Consider the following 15,870-nt stretch of genomic DNA (forward strand, 5'->3'; position numbering starts at 1 on the left):
ACCTCGCAATGTTTAAGGGCTCACTTCCTGAGCCCGGATCAACCTAGCTTCCGCCTCGTAAGCTCCGGCAGGATCTTCGGCAACGGTCAAGTATTCGATTTCAGCAGCGGAAATGACGACTGCCTGGTCTTGATCCAAGAGCTCATCGATTTCCGCAGTCGAAGAGCGAAACCAAATTGGGCCTTTCAAAGTGAACGACCTGTCTGGCGTTTCGTCTGGGCTTTGGTTCCAGTGGTCGATCGGTCCTTGCAGCCAGTCGCCATTCTTGAGCTGAACTGAAACGATTACCGGGATCTTCCTACCTTTGGTATCGAAAGCTACTGTCCACCCTGACTGATATAGCTTCACATCATCTTCATGGCTACCGATTCTGGCTATCCATTGGTTGATCCGTGGTTGGCCTCCGATGAATCCGAAAGTCACAGCAAGAGCCAAAATTAGGATTATGCACCCTGAGTAAACCAGTGGATTTTCAGCGCGAACGCCATCTGGGTCCGCCATCATGGCATTTACCCAAGGGTTGAGTACAGGGATGGTACTAAGCAGAATCACGAAGATCCAGGACATAAGCAAGGCTGCTGAGCTTGCCACGACTACCGTTGCGGTCTCACGGAAAGCAGACATCTTCCCGTACGATCGACGTCGTTCAATCTGGCGGGTGTACACAAGACCTGGTACTAGAAGAAATACATATAAGATTGCTGAAAAAGCATCTGTAGGCATGGCGTCAGTCCATTCTCTATGTCACGCCCCACACTATTGGTTGAAGCATTGGAGCACAAAATGGCCGGAAAAGACAAAACACCGACCTCACGGAATACGAAATTCTCGGAGAGTCAAAAGCCGGCGGCTGGTCGCGTGCAAGCGATGCCGATGACCTCACGACCAAAGCCACCTAAAAAATAGTTGTATATAAAAAGAATGCACCCTGGGCTTGTTTGACGGCAGCCCTGGTCCGCGGTGTGCGCCTCGCGTAGCGGGTCGCATGCGTGTTGTGTCGGCTCTTCGGCCGCCGTCAAGTTGTGTGGGGCAGGTACTGGTACCCGTTCGAACTCGTAGAGTTTCGGATCATGCCAGCCCTTAGCGCCCGTCGCGACTATTGGAGTCGTGCGGGTTAGCAGGAACCCCTCGTGCGCTACTCAGTCGTGAGCTGGCGGGGACATACCCGGTAGCGCTCCCCCGGGCTCGTGCACCTGGGGGCTATTTGGTTGTGCGTGCGGGTGGTGCCGGTCATGGCAGACTGCTCACGCCATTGGGGGTGCGTGGCTCTACTCTCGGCGTTCTTATTGTCGATAAGCGTTCCACCAGGAGCGCAGATCTTCACTGGTCACAGTTCTTCGATCTTGGGTCTTACCCTAGTTACAGTTCATAAGATTTGCAACTTCTGATTGCTACTATTGCGCTTGTCAGTTGCACCTGCTTGCAAGACAGCGAGCACCTCTGCTGGGGTGTGTCCCTCCTGGCGGGTGGCTAGGTCGCATTTCGGTGCGAGTTTGCCGCGGTGCACCCAGAGTTTCGCGGTCCCGTATTTCAGTGTGTAGCCGGCGGCGTTGAGGGCTTTCACGATTTGCAGGAGTGGTCCTCGAACGTGCCAGGCTTGGGCGAATCGTTCGGTGATGCGGTCCGTGAGGTCGTGTTCGCGGTGGCATTCTTTGCAGCGGCCTGTGGTCGCTGTTTCGTGGCCTTCGACTATGCCGGGGCATTTGGTGACGGTGCCTTGTTCGTCGAGGCTGAGCGCACCGCACTCCCCGAGTGGGCGTTTCTGGATTGGCCGGTCAGCTGCGGAGATCACGCGCCGCTCAAGGTCGCGCAGCTCCAGGTAGATGTCGGCCACGTACTCGCGTTGGCGTAGGTTGTGGGCCATGGCGCGCAGGTATTCGGCAGCGTGGAACGTTGTCGTGAAGATCCGCAAGTGGTCCGGTTCCTCACGTCCGTTCACCCAATGCGCCAGCTCGGTCAGCCGGCGCTCGTATTCTCCGAGGCGTTCGGCCATGTCCAGATTCAACGGGGCACCAGGCGCCGACGTACCGGCCGAACCAACGCGGGGCTGTACACCCTGATTCGCCAACGTCGCCGCTGCAGTCCGCAACGTCGCCGGCACACGATCCAAGATGCCACGGAAACGCGTGTCGCAGTGGTTGCACAAGCGCAGACCCTCGGCGGTCGAATATTCGCAAATTTCACAGACCACGTTTTGCCTTTCGCACTTTTTCTGATAATTCTTCATCTTTGGTTTCGATATAGTCTTTGGATATAAATTCAAATTCCGCATCGAGCTTCTTGCTAATGCTTGCTATCTGCTCGACGAGATCGTTCGGATGAAATTCCTCAGGCTGGAAATGCCACTGAACTATCAACTTGGAATATTCACGTAAGTTGCTCTGTATATTTTTCGCGAAAAGGTCGCGCATGGAAGCTGTACCAGCTAGCAACACGCCAGGCGAAATCTTCAAAATGAAAGGCTTGCGGACCCAAACATCGAGGAATTTCTCGATGCGCACGTTAACGTCATCGACGGCCTTAGCGAAAGCATGATCTTTAGGCAGGATCCGGAGCGCCACATAGTAGTTGAAGGCCGAATAATGTTGATCGTCTACGTCCACTGGTACTCGCGGATAGGTCTTAGAAAGTGCGCGAACGGCATCCACGTAGAGCTTCGCGCTTTCATTCCATTTCCTTAGATCAGCAGCCTTCTTGGATTTTTTGTCGGCTACGATAGGAGCAAAAATTGCAATTGCGAGAGATACTAGGACAGCTAAAACAGTCGCCCACATGGTCAAGATCTCTGTCACTCCAGCGCCTGGCACAGAGCATTCGATGAATATGTTTCCACTTTTAGGTACATCACAAGTGAATTTGTCAGCAAGAATCATGCCCTAATCCTATCCGTCCTGATCAACTCCTGATCGGTGGAGGTTCAAGCCTGGTGGGGTGTCGGTTCCGGTTATGGTGACGGGGTGGTCTGGGCTGAGGTTGGTGGTGATGAACGTTCCCTCGCAGAGCAGCTCGATACGAAATGATGGTCCGCCAAGACTATAGGTAGGGTGCGGGTCGCAGATGCTGGTGTCCTCGATGATGTTCAGTTGGTGGTCTGCTTTGACCAGGCGCCCGGAGTGGGTGACGGTTTCACCAGTTTCGGTGTCGAGTGTTTTGTAGCTGATGGTTTTGCCGAGGTCTGCGCCGGATAGGTGTTTGGCTTCACGTGTGGTGGTCATTTGATAGCTCCTGGCATTTGAAGTGTCGCCCCGGGGGCGAGTCGTGGCATTAGGTGTTCGATGATCCACAGCCAGTCTTCATGGGATTTAGGTAGGTCAACAATTTGCACGTGTTCGAAGATTGCTGCGCTGAATCGTTGCCCGTAATAGACGCGGGTTCCTACCGGGTATGTGCCCTCCCCTTTTGTGGCGTGCAGGGTTACTCTTCGCGGTGTCATGGTGTTCCTCCGGTGAGTTGGCGTAGGGCGTTGGGGACGATGGTGGGGAGCATGTCGGCTTGCAGCTTGGACAAGTTCAGCTGTGCGAAGATCTGCTTCAACGCGACTACAACGAGGTCTGCTTTCTGCTCTTCGAGTTCGATGCGCCGCTGCTCGATACCGGCTTTGAGTGCCATGGTGGTGAGCTTGGCGAAGTGCTCACGCTCTTTCGTGTAGAGGGTGTACCAGGTGTTGAAGCCGGCTTCCTGAACGGTCATGTCCACTGGCCCTTGGGCACCGATACCAGCTTCAGTCTTTGTTATCCCCCATACAAGCTCGTTGGGTTCAACTTCAGCGACTTTGGTGCGGAGCCATTGGACGTGCGCGTGGCTGATCCTGATTTCTTGCAGGAGTGCTTGCGCTGGGTCGATGTCAGGGTATTTGTCGGTGATGCCAAGGGTGCCTATGGCATGGTTCAATTCTTGTTCCGCGATCCGTTGTTCCGCTGCTGTTTTCGCTTTCGGTGAGTTGCCTCCGTGCCTACCACACCGGACACCACCGGGCACTGGGGAGGATCCGCACGCTTCGTCTTTGCCGCGTTTCTTGGCTCCGCAGATTAGTTTCCCGTCGCGTTCTTGTCCTGGGGCGTAGGTGGGGTCGCCTTTGTAGCGTTTGATCGCTTTGCCCAGGTTCTCAGCGGTCACTCTAACGACCATTGGCGGGTTCCCCCTTGTACTGGTTGGCGCAGGCTCGGAGCCATCTGCTTGCCATGGCATCTTCGCGTCCGTCGATTTCGTGTATGTTCTCGGCCGCTTCGTTGAGCGCTTCTGCTTTCGCTTCGGCGCGGACGGTTTCAAGCCAGCGGTCGAACCCTGCTTTCATCACGGGACGCTCCCGATGCATCCCCGAGTTGGCGAAAGACGCTCGCACCTGCTCCGCGTCTGGCGTGTATTCTCCGCCGTGGTAGGTGGCAGCGTGCTTCTCATCAGCGCCCATTGTTATCGGCTCTCCAATTCCTGAATCAAGGCTTCATCGATTCGGTCCTGCATGTGCTTGTCCAGCACCTCAGCAACATGAGCGCGGTGCAGGGCGTACAGCTGGCCTTCCGTCTCAGCGGTAACGACCTCGCCACACTTGCACCTCATTCGGCTGGCTTCGCTCCACGGACGCTTGACCGTGTGCGCGGCCAGGATCTCTTGGATGGTCATGGCTTCCTCCCTCGGTGTAGTAGTGGTTTCATGTCCGGGTTTCGGATGGTGAACTGTGGCATCCCTCGAAATCGATAGACGCTATAGCGCTTGCCCGGTGGTAGCCACCACCGGCGAGCCATGCGAAGGCCACGACGAAATACGGGTTGGTTGCCGTGACTTCGCCTGTACTGCTGGTCGATGGTCTTCCTAGGCATCGTTCACCTCCGGGCGGTCGGCTTTGATCATGGCAAGCAGGGGCGCGCTGTAGGGGCTGACGGGCTTCACGAAAGGCTCGCCTTCCAACGACTCATTGCAAGCCCTGATTCCCGCGCTCAGCCCCTCGTTGAACGCCGCGTTCGCCAACGCTAGCCCTGCGCGTGTGGTGATCAGTTCCTCCACGCTGTTCACTACCAGCTGGGCGACGGTGAGGGTGGTCACGCCGTTCTCTGCCAGTCGGTTCGCGATGTGGGTGGCGACGTGTCCGGTGTCGGCTTTACCGTCGTCCCATTCATCCATCCATGCGCCGATCTGGCCGGCCATGATGTCGCGCCGGGTTTGCGCGTCCGGGTTTAGCGGGGGCTGGTTCACTTTGGCATCTCCTTGATCAGTCCGCAGTAGTAACACTTGATAGCTCCCCAACTGTGGGGCAACCACTTATGGCTGTTCACTTCTCTGCCCTCATTTCGCGTGCTTTCCGGGCAACCGCGAGGAACACTTTCTGATCGTTGAGCCGCAAGTCGTAGAACACCTCTGACCCTTCAATGCCCACGGTAGAGGCTCCCACGTTATAGAACTCCAGCGCTTCGGCTTCCAACTCCGCCTGCTCCTTAGCTTCGGCGGTGATGTGCTCCTGTTCTTCGATGTGGTCGCGCAGGTTAGCTACTGCCAGCCCGGTGAACATGTTTTCGTCGCCTACAAACCCCGCCGCTTCGAGGATTGCGAGGGCGGTTTTTGCTCCGTTCTCCGGCGCAAAGTAGGCCATGGTGGACTTGTAGTTATCGGTGACGATGATTGCTGGTCGCCCGTCAGCGTTGACAATCTCAATATGAGTGCCGGGGCGCTCAGTGAGGATCAGATGCTTAGTAGTGCTCAATTGTTTTCTCCTTTGTTGGTTGGTACACAATCCGCGCACACGACGATCTTGATGGTGATTCCTGGCCCCGAGTGGACTAGCTGCTTCCAGCCGTCCTCTTTGGGTGTGGTGGTCTCCGCATCGCAGTACTGGCACTGGTAAATTTTCACGACGCGTCTCCTTGGTTGGTTCGTGCCATACGGTCGGCGTATCCACGTCCTCGGCAGCTGCCACAGAAGTCAGCGCCGCCGTAGCAACGTTCAGCCCTGCATCGGCCACCTGATCGCCGGCCAGTGCCCTTGCACTTGGCGCATTCAGTCCCACGCCCTGTCGAATCGCACGAATCGCAGGCTACGCCGTCGGCAAGGATGCGTTTCATCTCTTGACAGGTGCGCGGCGCACTCCACCACGTCCCTTGATTTTCGATTTCCTGCCGGAACAGCGACACGAGTTTGTCCCACTCTGGGAGCAGTCGATCCCAAGCCACGGACCTGCCTGCCATGCGTTTGCGTAGCGTGGGGGTGTCGATGTTCCATGAGTCGATGTAGTTCAAGCAGCGTTGCAGGTCTGACGGGTCCCACGGGTGGTCTTTGCCGCCGTAGGCGATGGCCTGCGCTGAGAGTCCAACGACGGTCATGCCTGATCACCGTCCAGGGCGTTCGTGATAGAGTCCACGGGCACTGCTAGTTCGCCGTTTCCGTAGTCCTTGTGCATGTCGTAAGAGTCGGACTCGCACACCTCCCGCACTCTTGCTACGGCCTGTTCAGCCTTGCGCTTGCCCTCGCCAAGTTCTGCAACGCGATCCCAGACAACATCCCAATCACCGTCGCCGTCATCACCGATCAAGTCCTGCGAGTCAGTGGCTTCGACAATCCATTCGGAATGCTTCGAAAGCACTTCAGCAAGAGTCTTGCAAGCTTCTCGCGCAGAGTCGCGCTGCTGCTCAGCCTGTTCGAGGCGGGACAGCAACGCGAGGACGGTTTCAGGGTCGAACGTGGCAACATGCTTGGCGTTCGCCTCCATGCGCTCACGCCTCCAAGGCATTTGCGCCTCCATGATGCGAGCTGGCCCCTTACCGAGATCCCAATCCTCGCGAGCACCAAGTACGCCGGTCTCTGCCTGATGCCACGGTCCGGGTGTTGCGGCTTCTGCGATCTTGCGCAGGGTGTCCAGGTTGCTGGTCATTTCGCACCGCCAGTGTGTGCTGCGTACACGTCGGCCACGCACTCCGCCAACGGCGCTGATGCTGGGTGGTCTGGTGCGTGATCCGCTGGGATCGGGTGGGCTTCCAGGCAGTTGCGTAAGTCTTGTTCGAACTCGGGGCTGGTGCCGAACATTGAGGCTTTCACCTCGTCTACGGCGACAGGTGCTGTGTCCGCTACCCGGTCAGCCGGCGCGCAACCGGTCAGCGCAACGATGGCGGCCGTGACGGCTACCAAGGATTTCTTGTACATGATGGTTCCCCCTCCCCCGCATGGTTTGCTACCACCGGGAGCTTGTTTACTTATCGACAGTTGCAACATTAGCAATCATTGGTTGCAATCACAACCAGCAAATTATGCGCCCAGCGGTTGAATGACCAGCACGAGCTTTTCGGTCCCGTACCCGCCATGGTGGATGAATGGGCCAGCCAGATACTCGCTCGAATCGTCAGGGATAAGCCCATAGTCCGTGACCAGCCCATCAATCACAGGTTTCAGGGTTGGCATGAGGTTGTGCGGGTCGTACCGCCGGCGCGAGTTCTTCCACACGTACGCGTCAACCTGCACCCGCTGCAGCCCTTTCGGCAGCTTCTGGTGTCGAGCTACGATGTGCGCACCATATCGCCAAGCCTTCACGAGCTTCGCCTGGGGCGCCCAGTGACGCTTGTCGTTGGCATTGATCCAATTCGCAAGCTTCGGAAGTTCTAACCGGAATTCACCGGAGGGCACAGAATCCATTTTGAGAGCCTTTCAGGAGGTTGAACGGGGAAACACCCGCCCGGATGGTTTGCGTGAGCCGTAACCATGTTTTTGTGCTGTTTGTAGTAGTTTCTGCTACGACTGGATGCAATGGTTGGCGCAAAGAGATTTAGAATGGGGCTACGCCCCGGGTTGTTGCGGAAGGTATCCTTCTGCGTTCTCGGTGCTTTTGAGTGTCCGTAGCGCTTGCTTGACGGCTTGGGCTCCGAAGGCGTTGGGCTTCCCTTCTGCGTGGATCCGTTTGCCGAGCATGTTTTCGGGGCGTTCGCCGAGTTTGATGTCGGCCCAGCAGCAGGCGCAGGTTCGTGCGTCGAAGTCTGGGTGTTCTTCGCAGGGTGGTTCCTGGTGCCGTTTGTGCCGTGAGCCGGTAGGAGCGGTTTGGTCCCAGTGCTGCCCGGTGGCTGGGTACATGGCGGGCGTGTGTTTGGCATGTGATCCGTCCGGGGCGAGCTGTGTGGTGTAGTGGGCGGCGGCTCGGATGGCGTGGCCCATGTCGTGGGCTGGCAGACCGTCGCCTTGGTTGGCTTTTTGGAGGATGCGGGCGATGCCGTTGCTGTCGAAGTCTGGTCGCATGGCTGCGATCATGCGGGTGAGTCGTTCGCCTTGGGTTCTGGTGAGGATCATGGTTTCTCCTTGGTGAATTTTGCATCAGCATCGTCGCGTGCTCGTGCGTTAAGTTTCTGGACGAATGCTGCTTTTCTTGATCATTTTTAACTGAACCAAGAGTGTCCGTAAGTTGAGAGCTAAACGTAAGTAAGTGGTTAATGGTTAATGGTGCTTATTTTCTGCTTTGGCACCTGCTTATGTTTTCGATAAGCATCTGCTTATAAGGTGCTTACCCTGTTTCAGTGACGCAGAGTTCACAGTCTGGGTTATGAATCCCCCGGTCAACATGCCATTTCTTGTGGGCTGACTTCTTTCCGCCGATTTTCCCTGCAGCCTGTTTTTCGGTGACGAGTTCCTCGATTTCCTTGCGACTGTTCTGGTGCCGGAGGTAGTCGTGAAGCTGGTAGATTCCGGGCTCTTTTTCGTGCACAAGCGAAGCGTTCAGCAGCTCTTTCCCAGCCCCGGGCCCGAGCATATGCAGGTCTTGCTTGGAGATGATCCCGTCGTTCCTGTCTTCGTTGCAGAGCCCTAGCAGGGTGACGTGCAAACGGAACGCTTTGTCGGACAGGTGCCGGATCTTCCTGTGCCTGGGGTACTCGTTGGTCAGGACAAAATAAGGGCGCTTGTCCTTCTCGGAGTAAGACATGTTACGAGACCTCCTCAAATATTTTTCTCTGAGTTTTTTCGCCGCCATGTACATGAGAAGATAGTCAATCTTCTATCAATTGTGCGAACGGCGAATATTATGGACGAAGTTTTTAAACAACTTGGCAGCGAAACTGGCGCTACCATGTGGATTGTTTCCGCAACTCTTGTTGCCGTTTTTCTTGACGCCTTGGGTAAAACATCCGAAGTCAAAAACAGCAAATTCTCACAGGAAGCATTGGAACGCATTGAGGTCTACGGAAAGCTCATAGCAGGGACGGTTGCTCTAACTTTCCTTGCTTGGATCCTCGTCCCACACGTATGGCTGTGGTTCCCTTTCGGGGCGATTGCCGTTTTCTTTTCTCTCGCTTCACTAATGCGATGGACATCGAAGCATCCATAGTCAGGGCCTTCCACCTCTATCAATGAGCCTGGTCCAGTGCCAGCCGCCGGCGTGTTCGTAGTATCGGACGCGTTCGGCGGCTCCGCGTTTCTCGGCGATGATCTCGGCGCGTAGCTGTTTCGCGGTGCGCTTGTCTGGCGCCCAGACCTTCTCGCAATGAGGGTCCGGGCAGTGTGGCCGTGGTGACCGGTGGGGATGCGGTTGCGCGGTCACTTCTCCCCCTTCTGGTTATGGATCTGGCAATCCCGAGTGATTGCCACCCGGTAGCCGCCGAACTGGTTTGCGCCTGGAATGTCACGCGTTGCCGATCGACTGCTGCCCCGGCAATCAAGCATCGGCGCCCCGGTGACCATGAAATCTTTCGGGTAGTCCTCTGGGAAGTCGAACTTATCCTCATACCCAACGCGCTTACCTTCCATCACAGGCAGGTCTTTCCATCCTGGCCAGCAGTGGTCCAAGAATTCGTGCACCGCGTCATTCGTGCTGACATGAATGCTTGACCACCATTTGCAACCGTCGCAGTACATGCGCGTGATGTACCACCTCACGCATGAGCACCAGTCCCCCACACTGTGATGGCAGCGAAGCCCAGAGTGATACATCGCCGAGTGATGCGCCGATCCGGCGCCTGATGATTCGTAGTAGGTAGACCACCCGACATAGGTTTTCCATCTGAACCCGCGACTTTGATGATCAGCACGGAAAGCTTCGAGCGCTTCTTGGAGCGCTTCGGGCGTTCCAGGATTGAAGAACGTCCCAGCCCCGCTGGTCTCCTGCATCAAGTGAGTGACGTCGACCTTTGGTCGGGATTCCAGCAGGTCAAAGATGCTCAGCTGTCCATGGATGGTCATCGTCTTTGTCCTTTCAGCTGCAGTACCGAATTGGCCCGGTCAATTTCGGATTGGGTTAGTCGCCGGTAAATCGGCTGGTCGCTCGTATGGCAACCGCATTCTTTCTTCTTCGCACATACATCCCATGGCGACCAGCAGCACGACTTCTTGCACGCGCTCATGATGCGTTCTCCAACCAGCCGTCAGCCCGAGCGAATTTTTTGCAGTCCTTGCAATACCATTCGTCTGCGCCCGAACGCTTAGCCCCTTCCAATCCGCACCGCTCACAGGAACGAACCGCGCTCGCTTCGACAACTTGGACTGGTTTGAATTCAACGACGGAAGATTCAGCAAAAACAACGAACTCAGCCTCGCCAGCGCCTGGAACTTCCCTGCCCAGGCGAATCATCACGGTAGGCGAACCAATGGTGATCACTCCGTGGCGTCGTGCTACTTTCGGCAGATCCTCTATAGCTTCGGCTTTCAAGTCCTCATACGGGATATCCGTATCCAAGACCGGCCACACTGCTTGAAAGACGCTCATTACGCTGCGTCCTGTTCGTCTCGTACCAGTGCGTGGTCGGTGATCATGCCCGGCTGGAAGCCGAACCAGTCAGCGATCAGCGTGTTGTGGATGTCGTAAACGGTCACGTACGGCATAGTCGCTGACACACCGAGTTCGGCTGCTCGTTCGCGGATCGCATCTGCAAGCTGAACCTTGTCAGCTGCATCGGCTTGGATGGTTTCGTATTCGACCCCGGCCTTGTCCAGGACGCGCTTTGTGCTGCGGCATTGCTGGCAATTCTCGGTGGTGTAGACGGTGACGATACGCATTGTTTCTCCTGAAAAAATATTGATGGTGTTGGGGTGGCCTGGTCCGACTGCTGGCCAGACCACCCCGAGTTTTTTACTGAGGGTTACTGCTTTGGTGGGATCTCATAGGTGAGAGAGCACTTCTTGCAGACAAGCCACCCGCATAAACGCTTCCTGCAATGCGGGACTGAATGGTTGACTGCAGGTCGTTTACAGCGTGGGCAGACGATTAGCGTTGCCATGGGCTTAGAACGGTGGTTCGTTGGCGGGTGGGTTGCCCCATCCCCCGCCACCGGTGCTGTTGTTCCAGCCGGCCCCCGAGCTGCTGTTTGGTGCGCGGCCGGCGGCGCCTTCACCGTTCCCGCGGGCGCCTGCTCCGACTTTCGCTGTAGCCCAGCGAAGATCCGGCCCAATAGATTCGATCTTGGCTTCAGTAACGGTCCGACGTTCGCCGGACTTCGTATCGTAGGATCGGGATTCAAGTTCTGCCAGGGCTATGACTGCCATTCCCTTGTCCAGCGATTCGGCAATGTTTTCTCCGAGTTCACGCCATGCGGAGCAACGCCAGAAGATCGTCTCCGCGTCCTTCCATTCGTTCGATTGCTTGTCGAACTTGCGTGCATTGGAAGCAATCGTGAAATTTGCTACTGCAGACCCGCTTGGGGTGAACCTCAGCTCAGGCGTTGCCGTGAGCCTTCCTCGAATCGTGATGTACTGTTCGTTGCTCATGCCGCTTTGGCCTTTCTTCTTTGGTAGTAGGCTGCACACGTTTCTTGCCTGCAAGTGCGGCAGATCCTATGTTTTCCTCCATCAAGGAGGATGGTGTTTTCGTCGTCGTATGGGTGCCCCTTGGGGCAATGGGTTTTAGCCAGTTGGTGGTCTCCGGCGCGCCCTCTTATCGAGTTGATCTTTTGCGTTGTGGCTTCCAGATGCCTCGGATTGCAGCACTTTCGATGTAGGCAAGGAACATCGGTACAACCAGAATCGTTGTGGCAGATATGGTCGATCACTAGACCACGAGGAATCGGGGCTCCGGTGAAAACTTCGTATGAGAATCTGTGGGCCTTCACCAAAGCCGAGCCATTCCAGAACTGGCCGTATCCGTTTCCGGCCTCGTCGACATATGCCGTCCATGGCCAGCATTCGTCTGGGCCGCGGACTTCGACTTTGGCCCAGAACCGGTCTAGTACGTCGCTCATTTCTAGGCCACCTCTCCGTCGATGATGGTGTATGCGTCTTCGATGTCGTCGCCGACTACTTCTAGCCAGATCTGGTATCCGTGCTCCTGCGCGGTAGCTTCGATCAGGGCGAGGCTGTCGGTGTCCAGCAGGGAGCCGTCTTGGATGCGGATGACTTTGAGTTTTGGGTTCAGTGCGATGGCCATGGCCATGCTCACGCGGATCTGTTCCGCGCTGGATGCTTGCTTGAATGGGACACTCTGGTAAGTGACGCCGTCCTCCGTGAAGCCAAGCCCCTCGACTGGGAACTGTGCTGATGCGAGTCCGTCGGCTTTGGTCTTGGCGATCTGGTCGAGCTTCGCGGTGAGCTGGTTTGCTTGACCCTTGGCTGCTTCGAACTGGAAGGACAGTGCACCGCGTTCCTGTGCCTTGCGCACGAGCCGGTTCGTTTCCTCAGCACCATCGATCTGTGCGCGCAGTTGTTCTAGGTCTGCCGTGTGATCGGAAAGGTTGCTTACGAAGTCGGTCACCTTGGCCAGGTGGTCCTTGGCCGCGGCCAGCTGGCGTTCAAGTTCCTGCACTTTGTACTGCGACTCGTTCAGGTCGGTCAGGTAGCGGTCGTTTTCCTGTTGCGCCTGTTCGAGCTTGCGATACTCGCCGAGCAGTTCGGAGACGCTGACCTCGTTTGCTGGCACACCCTCCGGCAGTTCACCGAATTGTGCGAGTGCGGATTCGAATTCCTTCACCCGACGGTTCACCGCGGTGCGTTCGTCGAACACCTGCTTGCGTTCAGCTTCCAACTGGTCTGGATCGAATGGCAGGTCGACTAGATCCAGCAACTGGGCCAGCTGCTTCTTGTCATCCAGCAAAGTGAACGCGAGCGGATCCATGGACAGGTTGCCAACGAGCTCGTCGAGCTTCGCCTGTGCCTTCGGGTACTTGGCCCCGTCCTTCGAGGTGAGCGTCAGGCGGGAGCCAGATGGGGTGAACACGCGGGTGACGGTCAGTTCCTCGGTTTCGAGAACAATCTCGGCGCGGTCTTCCCCGTCGCGGATCGGCTTCGGTGTGGTCTTCGAGTTGGCGCCACCCAGGGCTGCAGCGATGCTATCGAGCACTGAGCTCTTGCCCTGACCGTTCTTGCCGGCGACGATGACCAGGTTGCCGTCCGGGTCTGGCTTGATTTCGACGTGCTTGGCGCGCTTGTAGTTCGTGGTGGTTAGCGAAATGACTTTCATGATGTCTGACTCCTACTTGTTGTTGGTGGGTGCCCTGCCCCCAAGACAGGGCATCCACCGGGTTTGTTTGGTGTTTTGGTTAGGCGAACTTGGATCCGGCATCGACGATGCGGGACACCATTTCCTGCGGTGCGCCTTCGGCTACGGCACGGTTCCAGAGGGTGAGCAGTGCGTCACGGCTGGTGCTGGCCTCGGCGAGTTCGGCTTCCCAATCGGTTTCGAGTACGGCCGCCGGGCCGTCGTCTTGGATCGCTCCGGTCGCTTCATCCGCAACCGGCTCCGGGGCCGGGGCCGGGGCCGGGGCCGGGGCGGGGCGCGCCGGGCGCTCCCCGGCCTCATCCTTCTTCTCGACAGGCTTACGGGTGATCTTGCGAGTCTTCACGGGCGCTTCGGCAGCTGCTGGCTTCTCCCCCATGTCTTCCAGTTCCATCTCCTCGGCGCTGTACGGCATACCAGCAAGCACGTCTGGTGCGATGGTGCGACAAGCTTCTGCCTGCGCCTTCGCGGTCAGCATGGCAATAGGGTCGGACTGGTACTTGCTGTTCGACGTGTACCCGGCGGTCTTGGCCCGGCCAATAGTCCAGGTGAATTCCTGCCAGCGTTCCTGCCCCTTGCGGCGGCCGGACACAGTCACAGATTCTGGGGTGGCTTCCGTGCGGACCACTTCGTGTCCCTGAGCCATGACCAGCGCGGTCATCGTCCGGGCGTACAGTGCTGGGCGGCCGTGGACAACGAAGATGTTCGACAGTGCGTTCATCGGGTCAAGGCCGAGGCTCTTGCCGGCGAGGATCGCAGCTGCTGCGGCTTCCGGTTTGCCCATGAAGTCTTTGGGGACGAAAGCGGTCTTGCACAGGGCTGTTCCGAGCTGGTGTGCGGCGCCCAGTTCGGCGGCCCATTCGGCGAGCTGGATGGTGCCAGTGCTTGTTGGGAGGTTGGTCTGGGTGGCGACTTCGCCTGCGGGGTTGAACGGTTGGATGCTCATTGTGGTTTGACTCCTTCTGGTGGTTAGGCGGCGCGGGTTTGGCGTGCCCGGATTTCGGTGATCATGTCCTGCAAGACTTTGACCAGGGTTTCGGCGTTCTCGACCGGGATAATGACTTCGAAGTCGGGGCGATCGAGCTTGCGGAGCTTCCCCCATGCGGGGTGCTGGTCCGTGGGTTCCATATCGATGGCGATTGCATCGTCCTCGTAGAAGAGGGAAAGCTTGCTGTGCTGGACTTCGCACTCAAACTTGTAGGCGCTCATTTTTGTGCCTCCGGGATGTCTCGTACTTGGATGTCGAACCCGTAGCCGTAGTAGAACGGGTTTCCGGGCGACCATCCGACTTCGAGTTCTACAACGTCACCGAGGTCTGCGTAGATGTGCCACCGTTCAAACTCTTCAGTTGTCCCTACGCCAGTTATGACGTGGTCGATCTTGTCCAAGTGGAGGATGACGTTTTCGACCTCGGTGAATGCGCAGCAGTCAGAAGTGTTTTCGAGGATTACCTGCTTGCCGTTGTCCAGGGTTAGTAGTGTTCCCCGGCCCGTTCCCCACAAATCGATGTGGACTGATGCGTCCTTTTCGACGGAAACGATCTTGCGACCTACGACGTGACCTGCCAGCGTCTCGATATTCCCTGGCATGGTTCCATCGTCGATGTCCCCCACGAGTTCTTCGGCAGGATATGGATTCTCGCTCATGCTGCTACCTGCATTTCGGTTGGTGGGTTGATTGGTTGGAGCTTCTTCTTGCCCCGCGCTTTCGCGTCCTCATGGACTGCCTTGGCGTGCAGGAACTGCTGGAAGTGTTCATCAATCTCCGCCGGCGACGTAGCCAGCGGATAGAGGCTGGTTCCCAACGGTGAACCTTCGTACCGGGCGTTGATGCCCTCACGGTCCAAGGGAGTGACGTGGGCGACGAACGTCTTCACCACCTCGGGCATGGGAACTTCCTTACCGCCGTCCATGTAGAACTCGGCCCGGGAATACGCGGCGGTCTGCAACGCGGTCTCCATGTACACGCCCTTGGACGTTTTCAAGTCGATCTGGATCAACTTGCCGGCATCGATGTCCGCCTGGGACATGAGCAGTGGCGACGTAGCCAAGAGGTCGACCTTGCCCGAATACCAGTGCTCACGATTTCCCAGCACCACTTCCACCAAGACGGGGGTGATCTGCCAGCGGTCGAGGAAGTCCAAGTAGCCCTCGATGAACCCGATAAGGTCTTCTGGTGCGTCGACTTCGCCGGTGGCTGCGAGCTTCTCCGCGAGGTCGTGCACCTCGGTGCCACGCTCGGCAGCGCTGTCGCGTTCCTGGTTCGGAAGCAGCTGCAGGAACTTGATGGACTGATCCCGGTCGCCGGCCAACAGTTCGGCAACTTTGCCTGCGTTCTCCGGGTCGGTAACGAACTTGGCGACCACACCCGGCGCCCACCAAACCAAAGCAGGCTTCGGGATACCGCCACCCAAAATGGTGGTGGCGCCACTGACTGGTTTTCCATCGAGCCTGTAGCGGTGGGATGCTTCGTTGAATACGAGCGACATG

The 15,870-nt window shown here is 57.2% G+C and carries 24 protein-coding genes; 1 reads left to right on the forward strand and 23 read right to left on the reverse strand.

The window, feature by feature from the left end:
- Positions 1-12 precede the first annotated feature (12 nt).
- The 14 genes from ACRDT3_RS01290 to ACRDT3_RS01355 all read right to left on the reverse strand — a co-directional run bounded on the left by ACRDT3_RS01290 (position 13) and on the right by ACRDT3_RS01355 (position 8,887).
- On the reverse strand, positions 13-723 hold the full coding sequence (locus tag ACRDT3_RS01290) for a DUF6338 family protein (RefSeq protein WP_431491231.1): 711 nt from the start codon (positions 721-723) through the stop codon (positions 13-15).
- A gap of 643 nt (positions 724-1,366) precedes the next feature.
- Positions 1,367-2,227 carry a hypothetical protein gene (locus ACRDT3_RS01295; protein ID WP_431491232.1) on the reverse strand — a complete coding sequence of 287 codons (861 nt, stop codon included), beginning with the start codon at positions 2,225-2,227 and terminating at the stop codon, positions 1,367-1,369.
- Entirely contained in the window at positions 2,181-2,873 is a 693-nt protein-coding gene (locus tag ACRDT3_RS01300) for a hypothetical protein (protein ID WP_431491233.1), read from the reverse strand. Before ACRDT3_RS01300 ends, ACRDT3_RS01295 begins: the two co-directional genes overlap by 47 nt.
- A gap of 9 nt (positions 2,874-2,882) precedes the next feature.
- The gene (locus ACRDT3_RS01305; RefSeq protein ID WP_431491234.1) at positions 2,883-3,215 is read right to left on the reverse strand and encodes a hypothetical protein; all 333 of its coding nucleotides are present in this window, start codon (positions 3,213-3,215) and stop codon (positions 2,883-2,885) included.
- Positions 3,216-3,429: 214 nt separating this feature from the next.
- Positions 3,430-3,891: a hypothetical protein gene (locus tag ACRDT3_RS01310; RefSeq protein ID WP_431491235.1), complete on the reverse strand. Its 462-nt coding sequence runs from the start codon at positions 3,889-3,891 to the stop codon at positions 3,430-3,432.
- Positions 3,892-4,117: 226 nt separating this feature from the next.
- Entirely contained in the window at positions 4,118-4,408 is a 291-nt protein-coding gene (locus tag ACRDT3_RS01315; protein ID WP_431491236.1) for a hypothetical protein, read from the reverse strand.
- Positions 4,409-4,410: 2 nt separating this feature from the next.
- A complete protein-coding gene (locus tag ACRDT3_RS01320) occupies positions 4,411-4,620 on the reverse strand; it encodes a hypothetical protein (RefSeq protein WP_431491237.1) in 210 nt (69 codons plus the stop codon).
- A gap of 189 nt (positions 4,621-4,809) precedes the next feature.
- Positions 4,810-5,190, reverse strand: coding sequence for a hypothetical protein (locus tag ACRDT3_RS01325; protein ID WP_431491238.1), 381 nt, complete (start codon positions 5,188-5,190; stop codon positions 4,810-4,812).
- Between the two features lie 76 nt (positions 5,191-5,266).
- A complete protein-coding gene (locus ACRDT3_RS01330; RefSeq protein ID WP_431491239.1) occupies positions 5,267-5,695 on the reverse strand; it encodes a hypothetical protein in 429 nt (142 codons plus the stop codon).
- A 612-nt stretch (positions 5,696-6,307) separates the two neighbouring features.
- Positions 6,308-6,859, reverse strand: coding sequence for an ead/Ea22-like family protein (locus ACRDT3_RS01335; RefSeq protein ID WP_431491240.1), 552 nt, complete (start codon positions 6,857-6,859; stop codon positions 6,308-6,310).
- Positions 6,856-7,128, reverse strand: a complete 273-nt coding sequence (locus ACRDT3_RS01340; RefSeq protein ID WP_431491241.1) for a hypothetical protein — start codon at positions 7,126-7,128, stop codon at positions 6,856-6,858. Before ACRDT3_RS01340 ends, ACRDT3_RS01335 begins: the two co-directional genes overlap by 4 nt.
- A 102-nt stretch (positions 7,129-7,230) precedes the next feature.
- A complete protein-coding gene (locus ACRDT3_RS01345; protein WP_431491242.1) occupies positions 7,231-7,614 on the reverse strand; it encodes a hypothetical protein in 384 nt (127 codons plus the stop codon).
- 141 nt (positions 7,615-7,755) lie between these two features.
- On the reverse strand, positions 7,756-8,259 hold the full coding sequence (locus ACRDT3_RS01350; RefSeq protein ID WP_431491243.1) for a hypothetical protein: 504 nt from the start codon (positions 8,257-8,259) through the stop codon (positions 7,756-7,758).
- 211 nt (positions 8,260-8,470) lie between these two features.
- Positions 8,471-8,887 carry a hypothetical protein gene (locus ACRDT3_RS01355; protein ID WP_431491244.1) on the reverse strand — a complete coding sequence of 139 codons (417 nt, stop codon included), beginning with the start codon at positions 8,885-8,887 and terminating at the stop codon, positions 8,471-8,473.
- A gap of 99 nt (positions 8,888-8,986) precedes the next feature.
- On the opposite strand from ACRDT3_RS01355, the gene ACRDT3_RS01360 reads away from it, so the two are divergent.
- Positions 8,987-9,289 carry a hypothetical protein gene (locus tag ACRDT3_RS01360; RefSeq protein WP_431491245.1) on the forward strand — a complete coding sequence of 101 codons (303 nt, stop codon included), beginning with the start codon at positions 8,987-8,989 and terminating at the stop codon, positions 9,287-9,289.
- Between the two features lie 209 nt (positions 9,290-9,498).
- Here the strand turns inward: ACRDT3_RS01360 and ACRDT3_RS01365 are convergent, their stop codons facing one another.
- The 9 genes from ACRDT3_RS01365 to ACRDT3_RS01405 all read right to left on the reverse strand — a co-directional run bounded on the left by ACRDT3_RS01365 (position 9,499) and on the right by ACRDT3_RS01405 (position 15,869).
- Positions 9,499-10,140, reverse strand: a complete 642-nt coding sequence (locus ACRDT3_RS01365) for a DUF6349 family protein (protein WP_431491246.1) — start codon at positions 10,138-10,140, stop codon at positions 9,499-9,501.
- Between the two features lie 157 nt (positions 10,141-10,297).
- Complete coding sequence (locus ACRDT3_RS01370) at positions 10,298-10,663, reverse strand: hypothetical protein (protein ID WP_431491247.1); 366 nt, start codon at positions 10,661-10,663, stop codon at positions 10,298-10,300.
- On the reverse strand, positions 10,663-10,953 hold the full coding sequence (locus ACRDT3_RS01375; protein WP_431491248.1) for a glutaredoxin family protein: 291 nt from the start codon (positions 10,951-10,953) through the stop codon (positions 10,663-10,665). Before ACRDT3_RS01375 ends, ACRDT3_RS01370 begins: the two co-directional genes overlap by 1 nt.
- 225 nt (positions 10,954-11,178) lie before the next feature.
- Positions 11,179-11,661, reverse strand: a complete 483-nt coding sequence (gene ssb / locus ACRDT3_RS01380; RefSeq protein WP_431491249.1) for a single-stranded DNA-binding protein — start codon at positions 11,659-11,661, stop codon at positions 11,179-11,181.
- 472 nt (positions 11,662-12,133) lie between these two features.
- Complete coding sequence (locus ACRDT3_RS01385) at positions 12,134-13,345, reverse strand: AAA family ATPase (RefSeq protein WP_431491250.1); 1,212 nt, start codon at positions 13,343-13,345, stop codon at positions 12,134-12,136.
- 79 nt (positions 13,346-13,424) lie between these two features.
- Entirely contained in the window at positions 13,425-14,327 is a 903-nt protein-coding gene (locus ACRDT3_RS01390; RefSeq protein WP_431491251.1) for a hypothetical protein, read from the reverse strand.
- 23 nt (positions 14,328-14,350) lie between these two features.
- On the reverse strand, positions 14,351-14,590 hold the full coding sequence (locus tag ACRDT3_RS01395) for a hypothetical protein (RefSeq protein ID WP_431491252.1): 240 nt from the start codon (positions 14,588-14,590) through the stop codon (positions 14,351-14,353).
- Complete coding sequence (locus tag ACRDT3_RS01400) at positions 14,587-15,027, reverse strand: DUF7448 domain-containing protein (protein ID WP_431491253.1); 441 nt, start codon at positions 15,025-15,027, stop codon at positions 14,587-14,589. Before ACRDT3_RS01400 ends, ACRDT3_RS01395 begins: the two co-directional genes overlap by 4 nt.
- On the reverse strand, positions 15,024-15,869 hold the full coding sequence (locus ACRDT3_RS01405) for a hypothetical protein (protein WP_431491254.1): 846 nt from the start codon (positions 15,867-15,869) through the stop codon (positions 15,024-15,026). The genes ACRDT3_RS01400 and ACRDT3_RS01405 overlap by 4 nt, the downstream gene beginning before the upstream one ends.
- Position 15,870 lies beyond the last annotated feature (1 nt).

It is taken from the genome of Glutamicibacter sp. (assembly GCF_050701915.1).
GTDB lineage: Bacteria > Actinomycetota > Actinomycetes > Actinomycetales > Micrococcaceae > Glutamicibacter.

Excerpts from the sequence above, each read along its gene's own strand:
- ACRDT3_RS01350 (WP_431491243.1), bottom strand. The coding sequence starts at position 8,259 with ATGATCCTCACCAGAACCCAAGGCGAACGACTCACCCGCATGATCGCA.
- ACRDT3_RS01345 (WP_431491242.1), bottom strand. The coding sequence starts at position 7,614 with ATGGATTCTGTGCCCTCCGGTGAATTCCGGTTAGAACTTCCGAAGCTT.
- ACRDT3_RS01360 (WP_431491245.1), top strand. The coding sequence starts at position 8,987 with ATGGACGAAGTTTTTAAACAACTTGGCAGCGAAACTGGCGCTACCATG.
- ACRDT3_RS01370 (WP_431491247.1), bottom strand. The coding sequence starts at position 10,663 with ATGAGCGTCTTTCAAGCAGTGTGGCCGGTCTTGGATACGGATATCCCG.
- ACRDT3_RS01355 (WP_431491244.1), bottom strand. The coding sequence starts at position 8,887 with ATGTCTTACTCCGAGAAGGACAAGCGCCCTTATTTTGTCCTGACCAAC.
- ACRDT3_RS01340 (WP_431491241.1), bottom strand. The coding sequence starts at position 7,128 with ATGTACAAGAAATCCTTGGTAGCCGTCACGGCCGCCATCGTTGCGCTG.
- ACRDT3_RS01335 (WP_431491240.1), bottom strand. The coding sequence starts at position 6,859 with ATGACCAGCAACCTGGACACCCTGCGCAAGATCGCAGAAGCCGCAACA.
- ACRDT3_RS01320 (WP_431491237.1), bottom strand. The coding sequence starts at position 4,620 with ATGACCATCCAAGAGATCCTGGCCGCGCACACGGTCAAGCGTCCGTGG.
- ACRDT3_RS01300 (WP_431491233.1), bottom strand. The coding sequence starts at position 2,873 with ATGATTCTTGCTGACAAATTCACTTGTGATGTACCTAAAAGTGGAAAC.
- ACRDT3_RS01290 (WP_431491231.1), bottom strand. The coding sequence starts at position 723 with ATGCCTACAGATGCTTTTTCAGCAATCTTATATGTATTTCTTCTAGTA.
- ACRDT3_RS01400 (WP_431491253.1), bottom strand. The coding sequence starts at position 15,027 with ATGAGCGAGAATCCATATCCTGCCGAAGAACTCGTGGGGGACATCGAC.
- ACRDT3_RS01390 (WP_431491251.1), bottom strand. The coding sequence starts at position 14,327 with ATGAGCATCCAACCGTTCAACCCCGCAGGCGAAGTCGCCACCCAGACC.
- ACRDT3_RS01305 (WP_431491234.1), bottom strand. The coding sequence starts at position 3,215 with ATGACCACCACACGTGAAGCCAAACACCTATCCGGCGCAGACCTCGGC.
- ACRDT3_RS01395 (WP_431491252.1), bottom strand. The coding sequence starts at position 14,590 with ATGAGCGCCTACAAGTTTGAGTGCGAAGTCCAGCACAGCAAGCTTTCC.
- ACRDT3_RS01405 (WP_431491254.1), bottom strand. The coding sequence starts at position 15,869 with ATGTCGCTCGTATTCAACGAAGCATCCCACCGCTACAGGCTCGATGGA.
- ACRDT3_RS01375 (WP_431491248.1), bottom strand. The coding sequence starts at position 10,953 with ATGCGTATCGTCACCGTCTACACCACCGAGAATTGCCAGCAATGCCGC.
- ACRDT3_RS01315 (WP_431491236.1), bottom strand. The coding sequence starts at position 4,408 with ATGGGCGCTGATGAGAAGCACGCTGCCACCTACCACGGCGGAGAATAC.
- ssb (WP_431491249.1), bottom strand. The coding sequence starts at position 11,661 with ATGAGCAACGAACAGTACATCACGATTCGAGGAAGGCTCACGGCAACG.
- ACRDT3_RS01365 (WP_431491246.1), bottom strand. The coding sequence starts at position 10,140 with ATGACCATCCATGGACAGCTGAGCATCTTTGACCTGCTGGAATCCCGA.
- ACRDT3_RS01385 (WP_431491250.1), bottom strand. The coding sequence starts at position 13,345 with ATGAAAGTCATTTCGCTAACCACCACGAACTACAAGCGCGCCAAGCAC.
- ACRDT3_RS01295 (WP_431491232.1), bottom strand. The coding sequence starts at position 2,227 with ATGAAGAATTATCAGAAAAAGTGCGAAAGGCAAAACGTGGTCTGTGAA.